The sequence below is a fragment of the Flavobacterium sp. PL12 genome, assembly GCF_039123485.1.
In the GTDB taxonomy this organism is placed as follows: domain Bacteria; phylum Bacteroidota; class Bacteroidia; order Flavobacteriales; family Flavobacteriaceae; genus Flavobacterium; species Flavobacterium weaverense.
The window spans coordinates 59,861-75,684 of sequence record NZ_JBANDI010000012.1; the positions used below are offsets into that span (position 1 = coordinate 59,861).

7 protein-coding genes are annotated in these 15,824 nt (G+C 33.6%); 4 read left to right on the plus strand and 3 right to left on the minus strand.

What is annotated here, in order from left to right:
• The first annotated feature begins 102 nt into the window (after nucleotides 1–102).
• Nucleotides 103–1,050, plus strand: a complete 948-nt coding sequence (locus RCH19_RS07445; RefSeq protein WP_343022688.1) for an ABC transporter ATP-binding protein — start codon at nucleotides 103–105, stop codon at nucleotides 1,048–1,050.
• A 214-nt stretch (nucleotides 1,051–1,264) separates the two neighbouring features.
• On the opposite strand, the gene RCH19_RS07450 is transcribed toward RCH19_RS07445, so the two are convergent.
• Nucleotides 1,265–3,676, minus strand: coding sequence for a prolyl oligopeptidase family serine peptidase (locus RCH19_RS07450; RefSeq protein WP_343022689.1), 2,412 nt, complete (start codon nucleotides 3,674–3,676; stop codon nucleotides 1,265–1,267).
• Between the two features lie 324 nt (nucleotides 3,677–4,000).
• Here RCH19_RS07450 and RCH19_RS07455 point away from each other — a divergent pair, with 324 nt between their 5' ends.
• The gene (locus RCH19_RS07455) at nucleotides 4,001–5,008 is read left to right on the plus strand and encodes a beta-ketoacyl-ACP synthase III (protein WP_343022690.1); all 1,008 of its coding nucleotides are present in this window, start codon (nucleotides 4,001–4,003) and stop codon (nucleotides 5,006–5,008) included.
• A gap of 103 nt (nucleotides 5,009–5,111) precedes the next feature.
• On the opposite strand, the gene RCH19_RS07460 is transcribed toward RCH19_RS07455, so the two are convergent.
• Together RCH19_RS07460 and RCH19_RS07465 are read right to left on the minus strand one after the other, a co-directional pair.
• Entirely contained in the window at nucleotides 5,112–7,520 is a 2,409-nt protein-coding gene (locus RCH19_RS07460; RefSeq protein WP_343022691.1) for a TonB-dependent receptor, read from the minus strand.
• Nucleotides 7,521–7,801: 281 nt separating this feature from the next.
• Nucleotides 7,802–12,088, minus strand: coding sequence for a choice-of-anchor L domain-containing protein (locus tag RCH19_RS07465; protein WP_343022692.1), 4,287 nt, complete (start codon nucleotides 12,086–12,088; stop codon nucleotides 7,802–7,804).
• Between the two features lie 203 nt (nucleotides 12,089–12,291).
• On the opposite strand from RCH19_RS07465, the gene argS reads away from it, so the two are divergent.
• Both argS and ffh read left to right on the plus strand, forming a co-directional pair.
• On the plus strand, nucleotides 12,292–14,070 hold the full coding sequence (gene argS / locus RCH19_RS07470) for an arginine--tRNA ligase (RefSeq protein ID WP_343022693.1): 1,779 nt from the start codon (nucleotides 12,292–12,294) through the stop codon (nucleotides 14,068–14,070).
• 329 nt (nucleotides 14,071–14,399) lie between these two features.
• Entirely contained in the window at nucleotides 14,400–15,749 is a 1,350-nt protein-coding gene (ffh, locus tag RCH19_RS07475; RefSeq protein WP_343022694.1) for a signal recognition particle protein, read from the plus strand.
• Nucleotides 15,750–15,824 lie beyond the last annotated feature (75 nt).

Below are 15,824 nucleotides of genomic sequence, written 5' to 3' on the forward strand. Positions count from 1 at the left end.
TTTAGATACTCTTTTTTCTAGCTATTAAATGAATCATAAACCCAAACAAATCGTGGTGTAAACAAATTAAACATTGTAAATTTGCACCTTTAAATAATGATGATGCTCGAGATAAAAAATATATCCTTCGCTTATACCGAAAGGCCCGTTCTTGAAGAAGTTAGTTTTACTATTGATAAAGGTAAAAACACAGCAATTATTGGCGAAAGCGGTTGTGGTAAAAGTACTTTGCTAAAATTAATCTACGGACTTTACGATCTAAATAGTGGAGCGATCACTTATAACGATAAACCTATTTTAGGACCAAAACACAATCTTGTTCCAGGAGAAGATTACATAAAATACTTAGCACAAGATTTTGATCTAATGCCATACATAACCGTTGAGGAAAATGTGGGTAAGTTCTTGTCGAATATGTATCCTGAAGATAAGAAAGCGCGCGTTCAAGAATTATTAGATATGGTTGAAATGACCGCTTTTGCAAAAGTAAAAGCTAAGTTTTTAAGTGGTGGACAACAACAAAGAGTAGCACTGGCGAGAGTTTTAGCATTAGAACCAGAAATTCTACTATTAGATGAACCGTTTAGCCAAATTGATTCTTTTCGAAAAAACTCATTGCGTAGAAATTTATTTAAATACTTAAAAGATAAAGGAGTTACTTGTATTATAGCAACTCACGATAGCACAGATGCTTTATCTTTCTCTGACGAAACAATCGTAGTACAAAATGGAAGAGTAGTCGCTAAAGGGCCTTCAAAAACTTTATACGAAAATCCAACTACAAAATATATCGCCTCTCTTTTTGGCGAAGTTAACGAGTTGCGATTAACGCAATTAATTGACGTAGAACCAGAAGAGGACCAACTGCTTTTATTATATCCACATCAACTGAAAGTAGTTGAAAATGGAATGATGCAAGTGGTGGTGAAACAGTGTTATTTTAAAGGCAGTCATTACTTAGTAAAAGCTGCATTCGAACGAAGAGCTATATTCTTTGAACACGATTCTGAACTAGAATTAAATCAGGAAGTATTCTTGATGCTAGCTTAAAAAAACAAACCCCGAAAATCATTAGACTTTCGGGGTTTTCTATTTATTGTTGGTAAACTTTTTTTACCGCAGATTCGCAGATTTTAATTTTACCAATCATTTGCAGCTAATGCAGAAAGACTTGAATTTAATGGGTTACTAATCGCCTTTAAAAACTTTGTGACTTCGTGACTTTGCGGCAATAACTTGTTTTACTTTCTTAGCAGTAATTAAATTAATTCTTCAAGTACTTTTCTAAGAACTGATCTTGTTCCCATAGTAAGTGAAGGATATTCTCTTTAGCTGCATAACCATGCGACTCTTTTGGTAAAATTACCATTCTCGCAGGAGCGCCAAGACCTTTCAATGCTTGGAAATAACGTTCTGTTTGTAAAGTAAATGTTCCAGGATTGTTGTCTGCTTCACCGTGAACTAAAAGCATTGGTGTTTTCATTTTGTCTGCATTCATAAACGGTGACATCGTGTTGTACACTAATGGAGTTTCCCAGTAGTTACGTTGCTCACTTTGGAATCCAAAAGGTGTTAATGTTCTATTATAAGCACCACTTCTAGCAATTCCGCAAGTGAATAAGTTAGAATGTGTTAACAAGTTAGCAGTCATAAACGCACCATAAGAGTGACCACCTATAGCTACTTTTTTTCTATTGATATATCCTAATGCGTCAACTGCATTAATAGCTGCCTCTGCATTATCAACTAACTGTGTGATGAAATTATCATTTGGTTCAGTCGTTCCTTCACCAATAATAGGGAAAGCTGCATCATCAAGAACTACATAACCTTTAGTTACCCAGAAAATGAATGAACCGTAACTTGGGAATGTAAACTCATTTGGATTCTGAGTTACTTGACCTGCTGAATTTTTGTCTTTGTATTCTGCTGGATAAGCCCAAATCAATAGTGGCATTTTCTCTTTCTTAGCTTTATCATATCCTACCGGTAAATATAAAGTTCCAGATAATTCAACACCATCTTTACGCTTGTATTTAATTACTTCTTTACTAACATTTTTAATGCTTTCGAAAGGATTTTTGAAGCTTGTGATTGGCGTTAATTTGTTTTTTTGTTTGATATTTCTAATGTAGTAATTAGGATATTCATTTTTAGATTGGATTTGTACTAATACAGTTCCTTTCTTAAAATCTTCAATCTCAATTATATCTTCTTTTTTATCTGTGTACGTTGATGTATAAAGACGTTTTGTTTTTAATGTTCTCAAATTATACTCCGAAATAAAAGGAAATTGTCCGTTTTTAGTAAATCCATCACCTACTAAAAAAGCGTTGTCATTTTCAATCGCTAAAACGTATCTGTTGTATTCGTTTTTTCTTGTTTCGAAATTTCCAGGATTGGAATAAGCATCTTGAGAATTTCTATCAAAAAGTATTTTTGGAGCTTGACTCGCATCAGATGGATTGATTAAATACGTTTTTGTGTTACGAGTGTCGTACCATTCATCAGTTGCAATAGCAATATTATCATTACCCCAAATCATTCTGCTGTAACGCTGTGGCGTTTTTAACATTGAAGTAGCAGCCATATTAAAAGGTGCGTTCCAAAGAAAAACTTCGTCTCTAAATTCTACTTTATTTGCTGGATCTCCACCATCTAAAGCTTCTGCGTAAACTAATGTCGCTGGTTTGTCAGCTCTCCAGCTCATGTTTCTTTTTCCTTTTCGAACCGCCATAAAGCCTTTAGGAATAATCTCTGTAAGCGGAACTTCATTAACTACTTTTACTTCTGTTCCATTGTTATCATAAACAGTAGATTTTATTGGAAAACGGCTTAAAGGAACAATGTATGAAAATGGTTTTTGAATAGTGTTTACCATCAAGTATTTTCCGTCAGGCGAAAAACTCTCTCCTGCATACATATCAGCCTTCATGAACAAGGTTGCTGTTCCGTTCAAATTAACTTTGTACAATTCAGATGTCATGATGTTTTCAAAATTAGCCTCATCATTTTTGTTTTTCAACATATCTGGATAAGTTCTATTTTGAGATTTTTCTCCATCTGCGTTCGAAATTATCGGACCTGTTGGTAAATCATTTTTCGAATCTAAAAGTGCTGCTCTATTCTTTGGTAACATTTTAACCAAAATAGTTTCGTTATCGTTCAGCCAGCTAAATGGACTTCCAATATTTGCATTTACATTCGCTTCTGTTAATTTCATGGCTTTCGCCGAAACAACATCTATAACCCAAAGTTCAACTCCTTTTGCTGCAGTATTAGAAAAACTAATTTTTTTGTCATTTGGAGACCAAGACAAATTACTGATTTTAGCATTTTCAGGCAATCCCGAAACTTGAACTTCTTTTTTGTCGCTTACTTTACGTAACTTTAAATTATTAATGTAAGTGACTGTACTTGAAATATTTGTAGTAGGATTAATTCGCAATCCCCCTAAACGTAATTCATCTTGATTTAAATCATCTAGCGACTTGTAAGTATTTCTGTAAGATAATAGTAAATACTCTTTTTTGGTATCCATAGAAACCGAAGGAGCTCTCTCGTAATCAGCAAGCTCTAGTATTGATTTAGATGGTTTTTGGTAATTTAGATTTTCTTGTGCAAAGGTTGTTAAACTCAGTCCAAGAATAAGGAAGAAAGGAATTTTTAACTTCATAATTTGAGTAATTTTAAATTAATGGTTGCAATATTTGTTCGAAAATAATTGAATGTAATTAGATTTCGAAATAAATATAGCTATTTAACTTTTGAACAACCTATAGATTTAGATTATTCGATGCATTAGTCGCTTTTATTTCGATTTTTATTTGAACCAAGTCGCTGAAAATCACTGAAAAAATCATAAACTTGTATAATAATACTATTTTAAGTTTGCGGCAAAAGTGTTTTACTATGTAATCAATAAATAGTGCCTATTTTTTAGCTTAAATTTTAAAGTATGTTTTAAATTTGCAATCTTATTTTAATAAAACCGTATAATATGTATCATTCAAAAATAACAGGATTAGGATTTTATGTTCCCGATAACGTAGTTACAAATGACGATTTATCGAAAGTCATTGACACTAATGACGAATGGATTCAGGAGAGAACGGGTATTCAGGAGCGAAGACATATCATACCTGGTGAAGATACAACGACTTCGATGGGAGTTAAGGCAGCTGAAATTGCGATTAAACGCTCTGGGGTTGCTAAAGAGGATATTGACTTTATTGTATTTGCGACTTTAAGTCCGGATTACTATTTTCCAGGACCTGGAGTTTTAGTGCAAAGAGATTTAGGTTTAAAAACCATTGGTGCATTAGATGTTAGAAATCAATGTTCTGGTTTTGTTTATGCATTGTCTGTTGCAGATCAGTATATAAAAACAGGGATGTATAAAAACATCTTGGTTATCGGTTCAGAAGTGCATTCATCTGGATTGGATATGACATCTCGCGGTAGAGGGGTTTCGGTAATTTTTGGTGATGGAGCTGGAGCAGCCTTGTTAAGTCGCGAGGAAGATTTAACGAAAGGAATTCTATCTACACATTTACATTCTGAAGGACAGCATGCAGAAGAATTGATTCTTAAAGCTCCAGGAATGGGTGGTCGTTGGGTTTCAGATATTTTAGCAGATAATGATCCAGATGATGAAAGTTACTATCCGCACATGAATGGACAGTTTGTGTTTAAGAACGCTGTAATTCGTTTCAGTGAAGTAATCAATGAAGGTTTAAAAGCAAATAATCTTGAAGTATCAGATATCGATATGTTGATTCCGCATCAAGCTAATTTGAGGATTTCTCAGTTTATCCAAAATAAATTTAAATTGAGAGACGACCAAGTATTTAATAACATTCAAAAATATGGTAACACAACCGCAGCATCTATTCCTATCGCTTTAACTGAGGCATGGGAACAAGGTAAAATTAAACCAGGAGATACAGTAGTTTTAGCTGCTTTTGGTAGTGGATTTACTTGGGCTAGTGCAATTATTAAGTGGTAAAATAAAGTACTAAAATAGTTATAATACAAAAAACCCGGAGTTGGCATACTCCGGGTTTTTCTTTGGAAACAAAATATTAAAACTAACTCTACAAAATTATTTTTTAGAACAATCCGCCACCACCTTGCTTAGTGTTGTCGTCTCTTTGTTTACGCTGTAAACTTTTATTTTTTCCTGCACCAAACATGTAGTTAAAACCAACATATACAGACTGACTTTCCCATTTGAATTGTCCTACTTGAGGATAAGGATTGTCGCCGCTGAAACCTGCTTTCATGGTGTCAAAAATATCATTGAAGCGAATGCTTACTGTTGCTTTGTCTTTTAGGAAAGAATAACGACCACCCGCATCAATCTTATACATTTCTTTTCCATTAATCTGCACGCCGTCAACGCCTGATCTATAAAATCCAAATAATAAGAAACGCAGATTTTTAGTTGCTTTAAAATTGCTATTGAAACGAGCATTGAAAGCTGATGATTCAACTTCTTTTTTTACAAGATCAAATGAATTAGTGCCAGAGTTAAAAACAGAAATTAATCCTTTTTGAGTGATACTAGAAAAATCTACTGCTGGCTGAATATCCCACCAGCTATTAATTTTATAATTTAACGATGCTTCAAAACCGTAAGATTGATTGTTATCAAAGTTATCGAAACTTAAAATTTGTTGGTCTAAATTTTGAGGATCGGGATAGATAATTCTATTAATTTCGTTGTTGATTTTTCGAACAAATACACCTGTAGTAATAGATCCTTTCGTTATTGTTTTAGTATAATTTAATTCAACCGAATTAGTGAATTGTGGTTCTAATTCTGGATTTCCAATAGAGGTAATTCTTGGCGTACTAAATTCTCTAATCGGTTTAGTTTGCTCTAAACTAGGTCTGTCAACGCGACGGCTAAAACTTACTTGGAATTGGTCTTTCTCACTAGGTGAATATGTCATCGATGCCGATGGATAAACCGTAATATAGTCGTCTTTGAATGCAGTAGCATTATTTAGTTTTGCATCTACTTTATAGCTTTCTAAACGTGCGCCTAATTGATAACCAATTTTGCTAAACTTTTGTCCGAAAGTTACATAAGCAGAATGAATATCTAAATCATAGTTGTAGTTAGAATTTGATAGCGCGCTGCTGCTTGTAAGATAATTGTTTGCAGTTCGCACAATTCTAGTTTCTGCTCCTATTTCTAATTTGCTTTTTTCATTCAAAGGATTCACATAGTCTAAATTGACAGTAGAGTTTTTTCTGCTATCGATAATATCGTCTCTGTACGTATTAGTAGGGAATACTGGGTTGCTAAATGTGGTTAGAAAATTAGCATTTTGAGTACCTGAATATATACTATGATTGATTTCTAGGTCCAGCGTTTCACCTTCTTTTTTTGTTAAATGTTTGAATGCTAAATTGTAAGTTCCATCTGCGCTTGTACCTTTATATTTTGAAGTTTGAAACAGATTGTTTATTGCGTCAGGATTGCTAATGGTAACATCTACTCGGCCATCTCCAATAAGTTTATTTTGATTCGTATAAACCGATAATGTGTTTTTATCATTGATATAATAATCCATTCCAATTTTGTATAAATGTGATTTGTCATTATTTTTAATGTCAAGTGACTGATTAGAAAGGTCATCTAATCGAAGAATACTACCTTCATTAAATTTTTCACCAAAGTTATTTCCGTACGTTGCAAAGAAGTTTACTTTACCAGTTCTATAATTCATATTAGTTGAACTATTTATTTTTGGTTTTTTAGCGAAAGTGATACCGGTATTAACACTAGCATTAAAGCCATCATTTGCATTTTTATGTAACACAATGTTGATGATACCAGACATTCCTTCGGGATTGTATTTAGCACTTGGGTTTGTAATTAACTCAATTTTTTTAATTGAGGTCGAAGGTATTTGCTTTAGTAACTGCGAAGCTTCAATATTGCTAGGACGTCCATCCACTAGGATTCTAACGTTTTCATTACCACGCAAAGATATTTTTCCGTCTTGATCAACATTTACTGATGGAATATTACTCATTATCTCTGAAGCTGTGGCTCCAGCAGTGGTAAGGTCTTTACCCACGTTAATAATTTTTCTATCAATTTTCTGTTCGATTGTCGAACGTTCACTGATGATTGATACACCTTTTAATTCAATCGCATCTTCTTCAATCGCAATTGTATTTAAGTTGATGTTGTTTTTCTCAGATAAGTTAACCGACTTTAGGATTGTTTTGTATCCAATGAATTGAATTTCGACAACGTATTCTTTTAAGGCTAAATTTTTGATTTGGAAAGTTCCGTTGTCTGCTGTAATTCCGCCCGTAACGACTTTGTTATTTTCTTTGATAACAACATTTACATACGTTAAAGGTTCGTTAGTTTTCTTGTCAATTACTTTACCGGAAATACTTCCGCTGTTTTCTGAAAGAGTTGGCTTGACTGAAGTTTGTGCTTGCAACGAAAATAATGTTGCAATAAAGCATAGTAATGTTAATTTGATTTTCATGATTGATTGTTATTTAGTTTGATTGATGATGCAAATATAAAACAATATTTTTAATATTGTGTATAACAAAGTACTATTTAATGCATAATAATGTAATTTTTGTTTTAAAGTATTTATTTTACTCGATTGCAGTAAGAAAAAAAACTCATTTGGCGATATTATGATTTGTTTAATAGACAACTTTAGTGGCGTTTTGTTACAGTATTTATTGATTAATTAATTTTTTATGCAAAAAAAAGGACTTTCAATTAAGAAAGTCCTTCAATTAAGTTGTTTGATAATTACCGTTTTAACGAGAAATGTGATTTGTATTCTTTGCGTATATTATTCTCAGTGTAGCTTAGAGAAAACCAGTAATCATCGGCAGGAAGTGGATATCCATTTAAAGTTCCATCCCAACCAGGACTATTTTTTACAAGTTCTTTTATCAACTTTCCGTAGCGATCAAAAATGAACAATTTATAATTTTCTTCTTCAGGAATTCCTTTAATTTGCCAAGTGTCATTGAATCCATCTCCATTAGGAGTAAAATATTTTGGACTATTAACAAGTATAATTTCCAGAGGAATGGTGAACGTTCCACAATTTCCATCTCCAACACTTATTTCGTGTATTCCGGAACTCACATTGTCAAATATATTGCTTGTTTGTGGTGAGCCTCCATCTAACGAATAGAGAAAGTTACTCCCGTCGCCTATAAATGGAGTAGCTATAATTGTTATCGACTGACTATTTGTAAACCATCCGCTAGTGGTAAACGTCACATCAATAGGTCGTGCAGATTCTATCACTGTAAAAGGAAAAATCTCAGAAGTACAACCAAAAATAGAAAGGTCAGTAATAACAAGCGTATAATTTCCGGGAATCGCAGCTGAAAAGTTTTCATCTGTACTTACAATATTTCCGTCTTCACTTTTCCATTCAAATGAATATCGTGGTGCTGTAAAACCACTTTTGATGTTGGCGTTAGTGATAATTCCAGTATCAACATCAATACAAATTGCTGGAATAGTAAGATTTGGTTTTGGTTTATCTGTGATTGTAATACTAATTGGTGTTTCTGAGGGACAAGTTACGGTTGAATTCAGGCCTGATTCAGCATACGCATAAATAGTGGTGGAACTTGTAATTACATCACCAGGAAATTTTTCAGTGTTGCTGCTTATAGCTCCGCCTGAATTTGTGAAGTACCTTGTGACTGGAAAAATATATGGTGGTAATTCATACGATTCGCATCTTGTTACGGGAGCGATAGGATTAAGTATAGGACTATTATATATGGTAACTGTAAATGAATCTTCGGCAGTACAATTTACTCTGTTATTATTTTCTACGTAAACGTAAAGTGTTGTAGTAGTTATGATAGGTGAATAAGGTGGTATTAGTTTGGTTCCAGATCCATAAGGACCGCCAGTTGCAGTGTAATAATCTCCCATTCCAACTATTGCTGGTAAATCAAAACTTTCACAAGAAGACTGGTCTGGGATGTCATTTACAAAAGTGACTAAAATATCAATACTATATTCTGAAACACAAGTATTTGGTGCAGCTTCAGCAGCATAAACGTAAATTGTTTTTGATGAGGTGATTACGGTTCCGGGTAATAAAATTGGATTTGTGGCAGATGGTCCACCTGCAAATTCATAATACTCTCCATTGGTCAAATCATCTAAAATATAATTAACGCCGCAACGTATTACTTCAACAGGTTTAGCATCGACAGCTGGTGAATTATTGATAGTTATTTGGAATTCTTCTTGAACATAACAAGGACCTGTAGCGAGTTTGTCATAAAAATACATTTTTTGCGAAGTAGTTATTGCAGATCCCACGGGAAGCAATCGTCCAGTTCCAAGCGATCCTGTAAAGTAATTTCCTGAGTGCGCGACTGCTGGTAAATAGTACACATCACATTGCGGACCCGTATCTGGTATTATTGGTAAAGGAGGAATGTTTACTGTAACGGTAAAGTCTAATGAATCTGTACAAGTTTGCTCCGAAATATAATACCAAAGTGTTGTTGTTGCATTAATTGATGTCCCAGCTGGAACTTGTGATCCTCCACCTGCCGCTGCTGTTCGATATTCACCAACTGTCAACGCAGGCAATATATATGCTGAGCAAGAATTCACATCTGTGGGAGGTGAAATACTTGATAAATTAATAAAAATTTTAAATGATTTTTCTGAGAAACAATTGGTTGGAGATGTAGCAGTTTCTTTAAAAACATACATTGTAGTTGTTGTAGTTATTACTGTTCCTGCCGCTAAAATAGAACCCGTTTTATTTGGACCGCTGTAGTAAATACCTCCATTATTATCTACAGGTAAAGTGTAAGAAATACATCCAAACTGATTGTCATAATATGGTAAGCCAGTAAACGGAATTATAGCAATATCAAAAGCTCTTTCTTCTATACAAGATGGAGTAACGGTGGTATCTTCAAACCAGACATAAAACCTGTTTATACCAGCAGAGTTAATTACAGTGCCTGAATTAATAGGGATATTGCCCGAAGTTGAAGGTCCGCCAGCTTGTTTATAATATCTTCCGTATGGTAAAGCCGGTAGTATATATTGTGTACAAAAAGTTTTAGAAACAGGTGTAATGTCATCTAAATCGATAATAGTTACGTTAAAAGAATCTTGGTTAGTACAAACTCCCGACTGATTAAAAACATATAAACTATTCGTGGTTGCAGTTATGACATCTCCTGCAAAAAGTTGCGTTCCAGTACCATTACTTCCTGTCCAATATTGCGATCCTGACGTCGTTAAAGCGGGAAGTCTATAAGAATTACAGACAAATACATCACTAAAAATGTCTACTGCAGGTAAAGGATTTACGATTAATTTAAAACTGCCGATTGTAAAACAAGTAGCATCTGAAATATTTTGCAAACGCACCCACAAAGTTGTATTAGCAGAAAGTAATTGATTTCCAGCATTCAATTTTACTATTTTATTATTATTGTTTGCCCCAGCAGCAGAGGAGTGGAGAGTCAATATGTTATAAAGTGGACTTTGTGTTCCTAAAATTAAATTAATTTGGGATGTTAAATTAAAATTTGCTTTCAATGGAGTTTCAGTTAAATTTCGAGAACACAATTCTAAATCAGGTAGATTATTTGGAATTTGAGGAGAAGGGGTAACTAACAATTGAAATGCTCTAATTTCGAAACATAAAGTCATCGGGTTTTGTATTCTAGCGTAAATTACTTTTCCACTTTGTGACAGTGTAAGAGTTTGTGTCAATGGAATTGGAGCAGTATTGCTCATCGCAAACGTGTTACTATTGTGATAGGAAATAAGCGTCGAAGCTGGTAAATCATCTAACGCTCCCGCAGTAGTTTGAGCCTGATTTATTCCTGCCATAATAATTTCCGAATTTTTTTTTAAATCAAAATTATAAAATGGTGTTCCAGTATCGCATAGATAGATATTAGGAACGGTAGCGATAATTCCTATTTTAGGATAAATTTCAATTGTAATTTCGTCGGTTACTTCGATGCAAGTCGGTTCTTTGTAGGCGACACTATAAATATGAATTCCAGAACTTACTATTGGTGTGATGTTATTTAAATCTAATGTTTGAGCTGTTTGTGGAGGCGAAAATGCTACTCCATCTTTTTTCCAAATAAAAGTTGTTCCAGGACTAAGTCCGTCTGCTCTTAAGATGGGTAAAGTACTCCCTGGACAAATTGCAGAACCATTTGCGGAAGTGTAATCAAGTCCCAATATATTTTGCCCAATGTTAAAAGTATTTCCTTCTAAAAATATAGCAGAATCGTAACCTGTATTATTTCCACCATCAGCAATAACAAGCTTAATTCTGTAAATATGATTTATATTCAAGCCATTTGCTGATGCGAGCATTTTAATGGTTTGTCCATTGAAATTTGTTGCAGTACCAAATTCAGTACCGTTGAATTTACCAAAATAACTAGGATTTGCAGAAGGACAATTGGAGTTATATTTAGAATCTCGTATTGTTTCGACAGATATAGGAATAGTTGTGCTAGGGATTACTGCCAGATTTACATTAGTATTTCCAGCAGTGACATCCTTCAACAAAAATGCAAATGCGTCAGAAAAATTACATTGTGATGTGCCGTACTCTTCTGATGAAAACAGAAATGAAAAATTAAAATCGGGAGTTTTTGGTTGGAAATCAAACTCAATATAACTCGCATTTATCGAATTGATCGTTATACCGGATTGCGAAAGTAAATTAGCTTCTAAGTCTGCATCACCTAACCAACTTGCTAGTCCATCACTTAAAATAGAAGTATTGGGACCTGGAATTTTATTTACGTCTCCTGTGCTTAAAACAACACCATTTAAAAAAGGAAATGCAGGATTTGTATTTTCGAAATAACCTATACCGTTGGAAGAGTTGTAGTTAGTTCCTGTCCTTGATTTGACATTCGTACCCACTACACAAGGGGAATTAATAAGTACTTTATTTACTAATTGTTCAGGAGTATAATTTGTTGTGTTGACAGTTATTGATTGGGAATAACCGCTATAAAAAACAAATAACAATAAAGAAATAATTGTTTTTTTCATCTCTCATTTTGTTAGTTTTGTGGAACCAAAATTGCGAAAACTGAAATTGAAGGTAAAAGATACGGAAATTTTGTCTTAAGTCGATATATTGAACTAAACTAGTTGCAATATTTTAATTTAGAAATGCTTTTAAAAGGTAATTGACTAACTTTTATAGTCATTATAAGGAATTAGAATTATATTTGCACTCTTAAAATTATATCATGACATTACCACAGATTCTTACGCCCTCGATCCAAAAAGCTGTAAATGCTTTATTTGATGTTGCTATCGATAAAGTCGAATTTCAAACAACGCGGAAAGAATTTGAAGGAGATATAACAATGGTTATTTTTCCCTTATTAAAATTAGTGAAAAGCAATCCTGTTGAGTTAGGAAATAAAATTGGAAACTATTTAGTTGAAAATCTGGCTGAGGTTAGTCGTTTCAACGTCGTTTCTGGATTTTTAAATATTGTTGTTTCAGATCAATATTATTTGGATTTCTTCGGCAAAATTAAAGATGTTGAGTCTTTTGGTTTCGTAGCTCCTGATCCAAATGAAAAAGCGGTAATGGTGGAATATTCTTCGCCAAATACAAATAAACCACTCCATTTAGGTCACGTTAGAAATAATCTATTAGGATATTCAGTTGCTGAAATTATAAAGGCATCTGGTAAAAAAGTATATAAAACTCAAGTCATCAATGACAGAGGAATTCATATTTGTAAATCAATGTTGGCTTGGCAGAAATTCGGCAACGGACAAACTCCAGAATCAACAGGTTTAAAAGGAGATAAATTAGTAGGTAACTACTATGTTGCTTTCGATAAAGCATACAAAGTTGAAATAGCGCAACTGATGGACGCAGGTAAAACCGAAGAAGAAGCTAAAAAGCAAGCACCAATCATTGTACAGGCACAAGAGATGTTACTAAAATGGGAAGCGGGAGATGATGAAGTGATCAAGCTTTGGAAAATGATGAACCAATGGGTTTATGATGGTTTTGCTATTAGCTACAAGAATCTAGGTGTAGATTTTGACACGTATTATTATGAAAGTAACACTTATTTATTAGGAAAAGATGTTGTTCAAATAGGTTTAGATAAAGGTGTTTTCGAAAAAGATCCTGACGGTTCCGTGTGGATTGATTTAACAGAAGAAGGTCTTGATCGCAAAATTGTTTTGCGTTCTGACGGAACTGCTGTTTACATGACTCAAGATATTGGAACAGCAATTCAACGTGTTAAAGATTTTCCAGACGTTGGAGGAATGGTTTATACTGTAGGAAATGAGCAGGATTACCACTTTAAAGTGTTATTCTTAATCTTGAAAAAATTAGGTTTTGATTGGTCTAAGAACTTATTCCATTTGTCTTACGGAATGGTAGATTTACCATCTGGGAAAATGAAAAGTCGTGAAGGGACAGTTGTCGATGCTGATGATTTGATGCAAGAAATGACCGATACTGCTCAAAAAATTGCTGAAGACTTAGGTAAATTAGATACCTATTCAGTTGAAGAAAAAGCTAAATTATACAATACTATAGGTCTGGGAGCTTTAAAATATTATATTTTAAAAGTAGATCCTAAAAAACGAATATTGTTTAATCCTGAGGAATCTGTTGATTTTGCAGGAAATACGGGTCCGTTTATTCAATATACATATGCTCGAGTTCAATCGATCATTCGTAAAGCTAATTTTGATTTTTCAAATAAATCTCAGATAGAAACGCTTCACGAAAAGGAAAAAGCATTAGTGAAACAATTAGAGTTGTTTCCTGAAGTGATTCAAAATGCAGCACAACACCATAGTCCAGCTTTATTAGCTAATTATACGTATGATTTAGTTCGTGAATATAACTCATTCTATCAAGCAGTTCCTATTTTAGGCGAGGAAGATTTAGAGAAGAAAATATTCAGAGTACAACTCTCTAAAAAAGTAGCAGATGTAATTGCATCTTCATTCAAATTACTAGGAATAAATGTTCCAGATAGAATGTAAAACAATCTATAGATTTTTAAAAAACGATTTCGTAATGAGGTCGTTTTTTTTTGTTTATGATTGTAACTAATGATAGCTAATATTGCTTTCTTGCTAGCTATTGACCTAGAAATAATTGAGAAAATAACTTTCTAAATTCACGAATTCGAGTACCTAAGAATTTTGCTAAAATAATGGTTAGTTAAAAATTCTTAAAATTGCTATTAAAGAATTACCGTTGTTACTAAAAACTCTGCGATTTATGGTAAAAATGCTATCCAATTAAGTTCTATTCTAATTGCCTAATTATCTAATTAGTTTATCTTTGCATTTCTAAATAAATCAATACTATGTTCGATAATTTAAGCGATAAACTAGATAAAGCCTTTCATATACTTAAAGGTCACGGAAAAATCACCGAAGTAAATGTAGCCGAAACGCTAAAAGAAGTTCGTAGAGCCTTGCTTGACGCCGATGTTAACTTTAAAATTGCTAAAGATTTTACTACTAAAGTAAAAGAAAAAGCAATAGGACAAGATGTATTAACAACACTTCAGCCAGGTCAATTATTAGTAAAGTTAGTTAAAGATGAATTAACCGAATTAATGGGTGGTGATGTTGCTGGAATTAATCTTTCAGGAAATCCAACGGTTATCTTGATGTCTGGTCTACAAGGATCAGGAAAAACTACTTTCTCTGGAAAACTAGCTAATTATCTTCTTACTAAAAAGAATAAAAAACCATTATTAGTTGCTTGTGATATCTATCGTCCAGCAGCAATCCAGCAATTATATGTTGTAGGAGATTCAATAGGGGTTGAGGTTTACTCAGAACCAGAAAATAAAAATCCTGTTGAAATTGCTGAAAACGCAATTAAGCATGCTAAGGCAAATGGTTTTAATGTTGTAATTGTAGATACAGCAGGTCGTTTAGCGGTTGACGAGGAAATGATGAATGAAATTGAGCGCGTACACAAAGCGATTCAACCTCATGAGACATTATTTGTAGTTGATGCAATGACAGGTCAAGATGCTGTAAATACCGCAAAAACATTCAACGAGAGATTAAATTTTGACGGTGTAATTTTAACTAAATTAGATGGTGATACTCGTGGTGGAGCTGCGATTTCAATTAAATCTGTAGTTAATAAACCAATTAAATTTGTCGGTACCGGTGAAAAGATGGATGCTATTGATGTATTCTATCCTATTCGTATGGCCGAAAGAATTTTAGGGATGGGTGATGTTGTGTCCTTAGTTGAAAGAGCTCAAGAGCAATTTGACGAAGATGAAGCGAGAAAAATCCAAAAGAAAATTGCTAAAAATGAATTTGGTTTTGACGATTTCCTTTCTCAAATTCAGCAAGTAAAGAAAATGGGTAACATGAAAGACTTAGTGGGAATGATACCTGGTGCTTCAAAAGCTATGAAAGATGTAGAAATAGAAGATGACGCTTTCAAACATATTGAAGCAATTATTCATTCAATGACTCCAATCGAAAGAAGTAAACCCGCTTTAATCGATGTCAAAAGAAAAGCTAGAATTGCAAAAGGTTCTGGAACAAAAATCGAACAGGTTAATCAATTGATGAAGCAGTTTGAGCAGATGAGTAAGATGATGAAAATGATGCAAGGTCCAGGAGGAAAGAACCTGATGAAAATGATGGGCGGAATGAAAGGTGGAATGCCAGGAATGAAATAATATTTTTGAGGTTTAAAGATTCAAACTACTTGAAGCTTTAAACCTTAATTTTTTAATAAAACAATTACAACAACT

Bases quoted from the DNA above. Each gene is read 5' to 3' on its own strand.
- RCH19_RS07445 (WP_343022688.1), top strand. From the start codon at position 103: ATGCTCGAGATAAAAAATATATCCTTCGCTTATACCGAAAGGCCCGTT.
- RCH19_RS07465 (WP_343022692.1), bottom strand. From the start codon at position 12,088: ATGAAAAAAACAATTATTTCTTTATTGTTATTTGTTTTTTATAGCGGT.
- argS (WP_343022693.1), top strand. From the start codon at position 12,292: ATGACATTACCACAGATTCTTACGCCCTCGATCCAAAAAGCTGTAAAT.
- RCH19_RS07450 (WP_343022689.1), bottom strand. From the start codon at position 3,676: ATGAAGTTAAAAATTCCTTTCTTCCTTATTCTTGGACTGAGTTTAACA.
- RCH19_RS07455 (WP_343022690.1), top strand. From the start codon at position 4,001: ATGTATCATTCAAAAATAACAGGATTAGGATTTTATGTTCCCGATAAC.
- ffh (WP_343022694.1), top strand. From the start codon at position 14,400: ATGTTCGATAATTTAAGCGATAAACTAGATAAAGCCTTTCATATACTT.
- RCH19_RS07460 (WP_343022691.1), bottom strand. From the start codon at position 7,520: ATGAAAATCAAATTAACATTACTATGCTTTATTGCAACATTATTTTCG.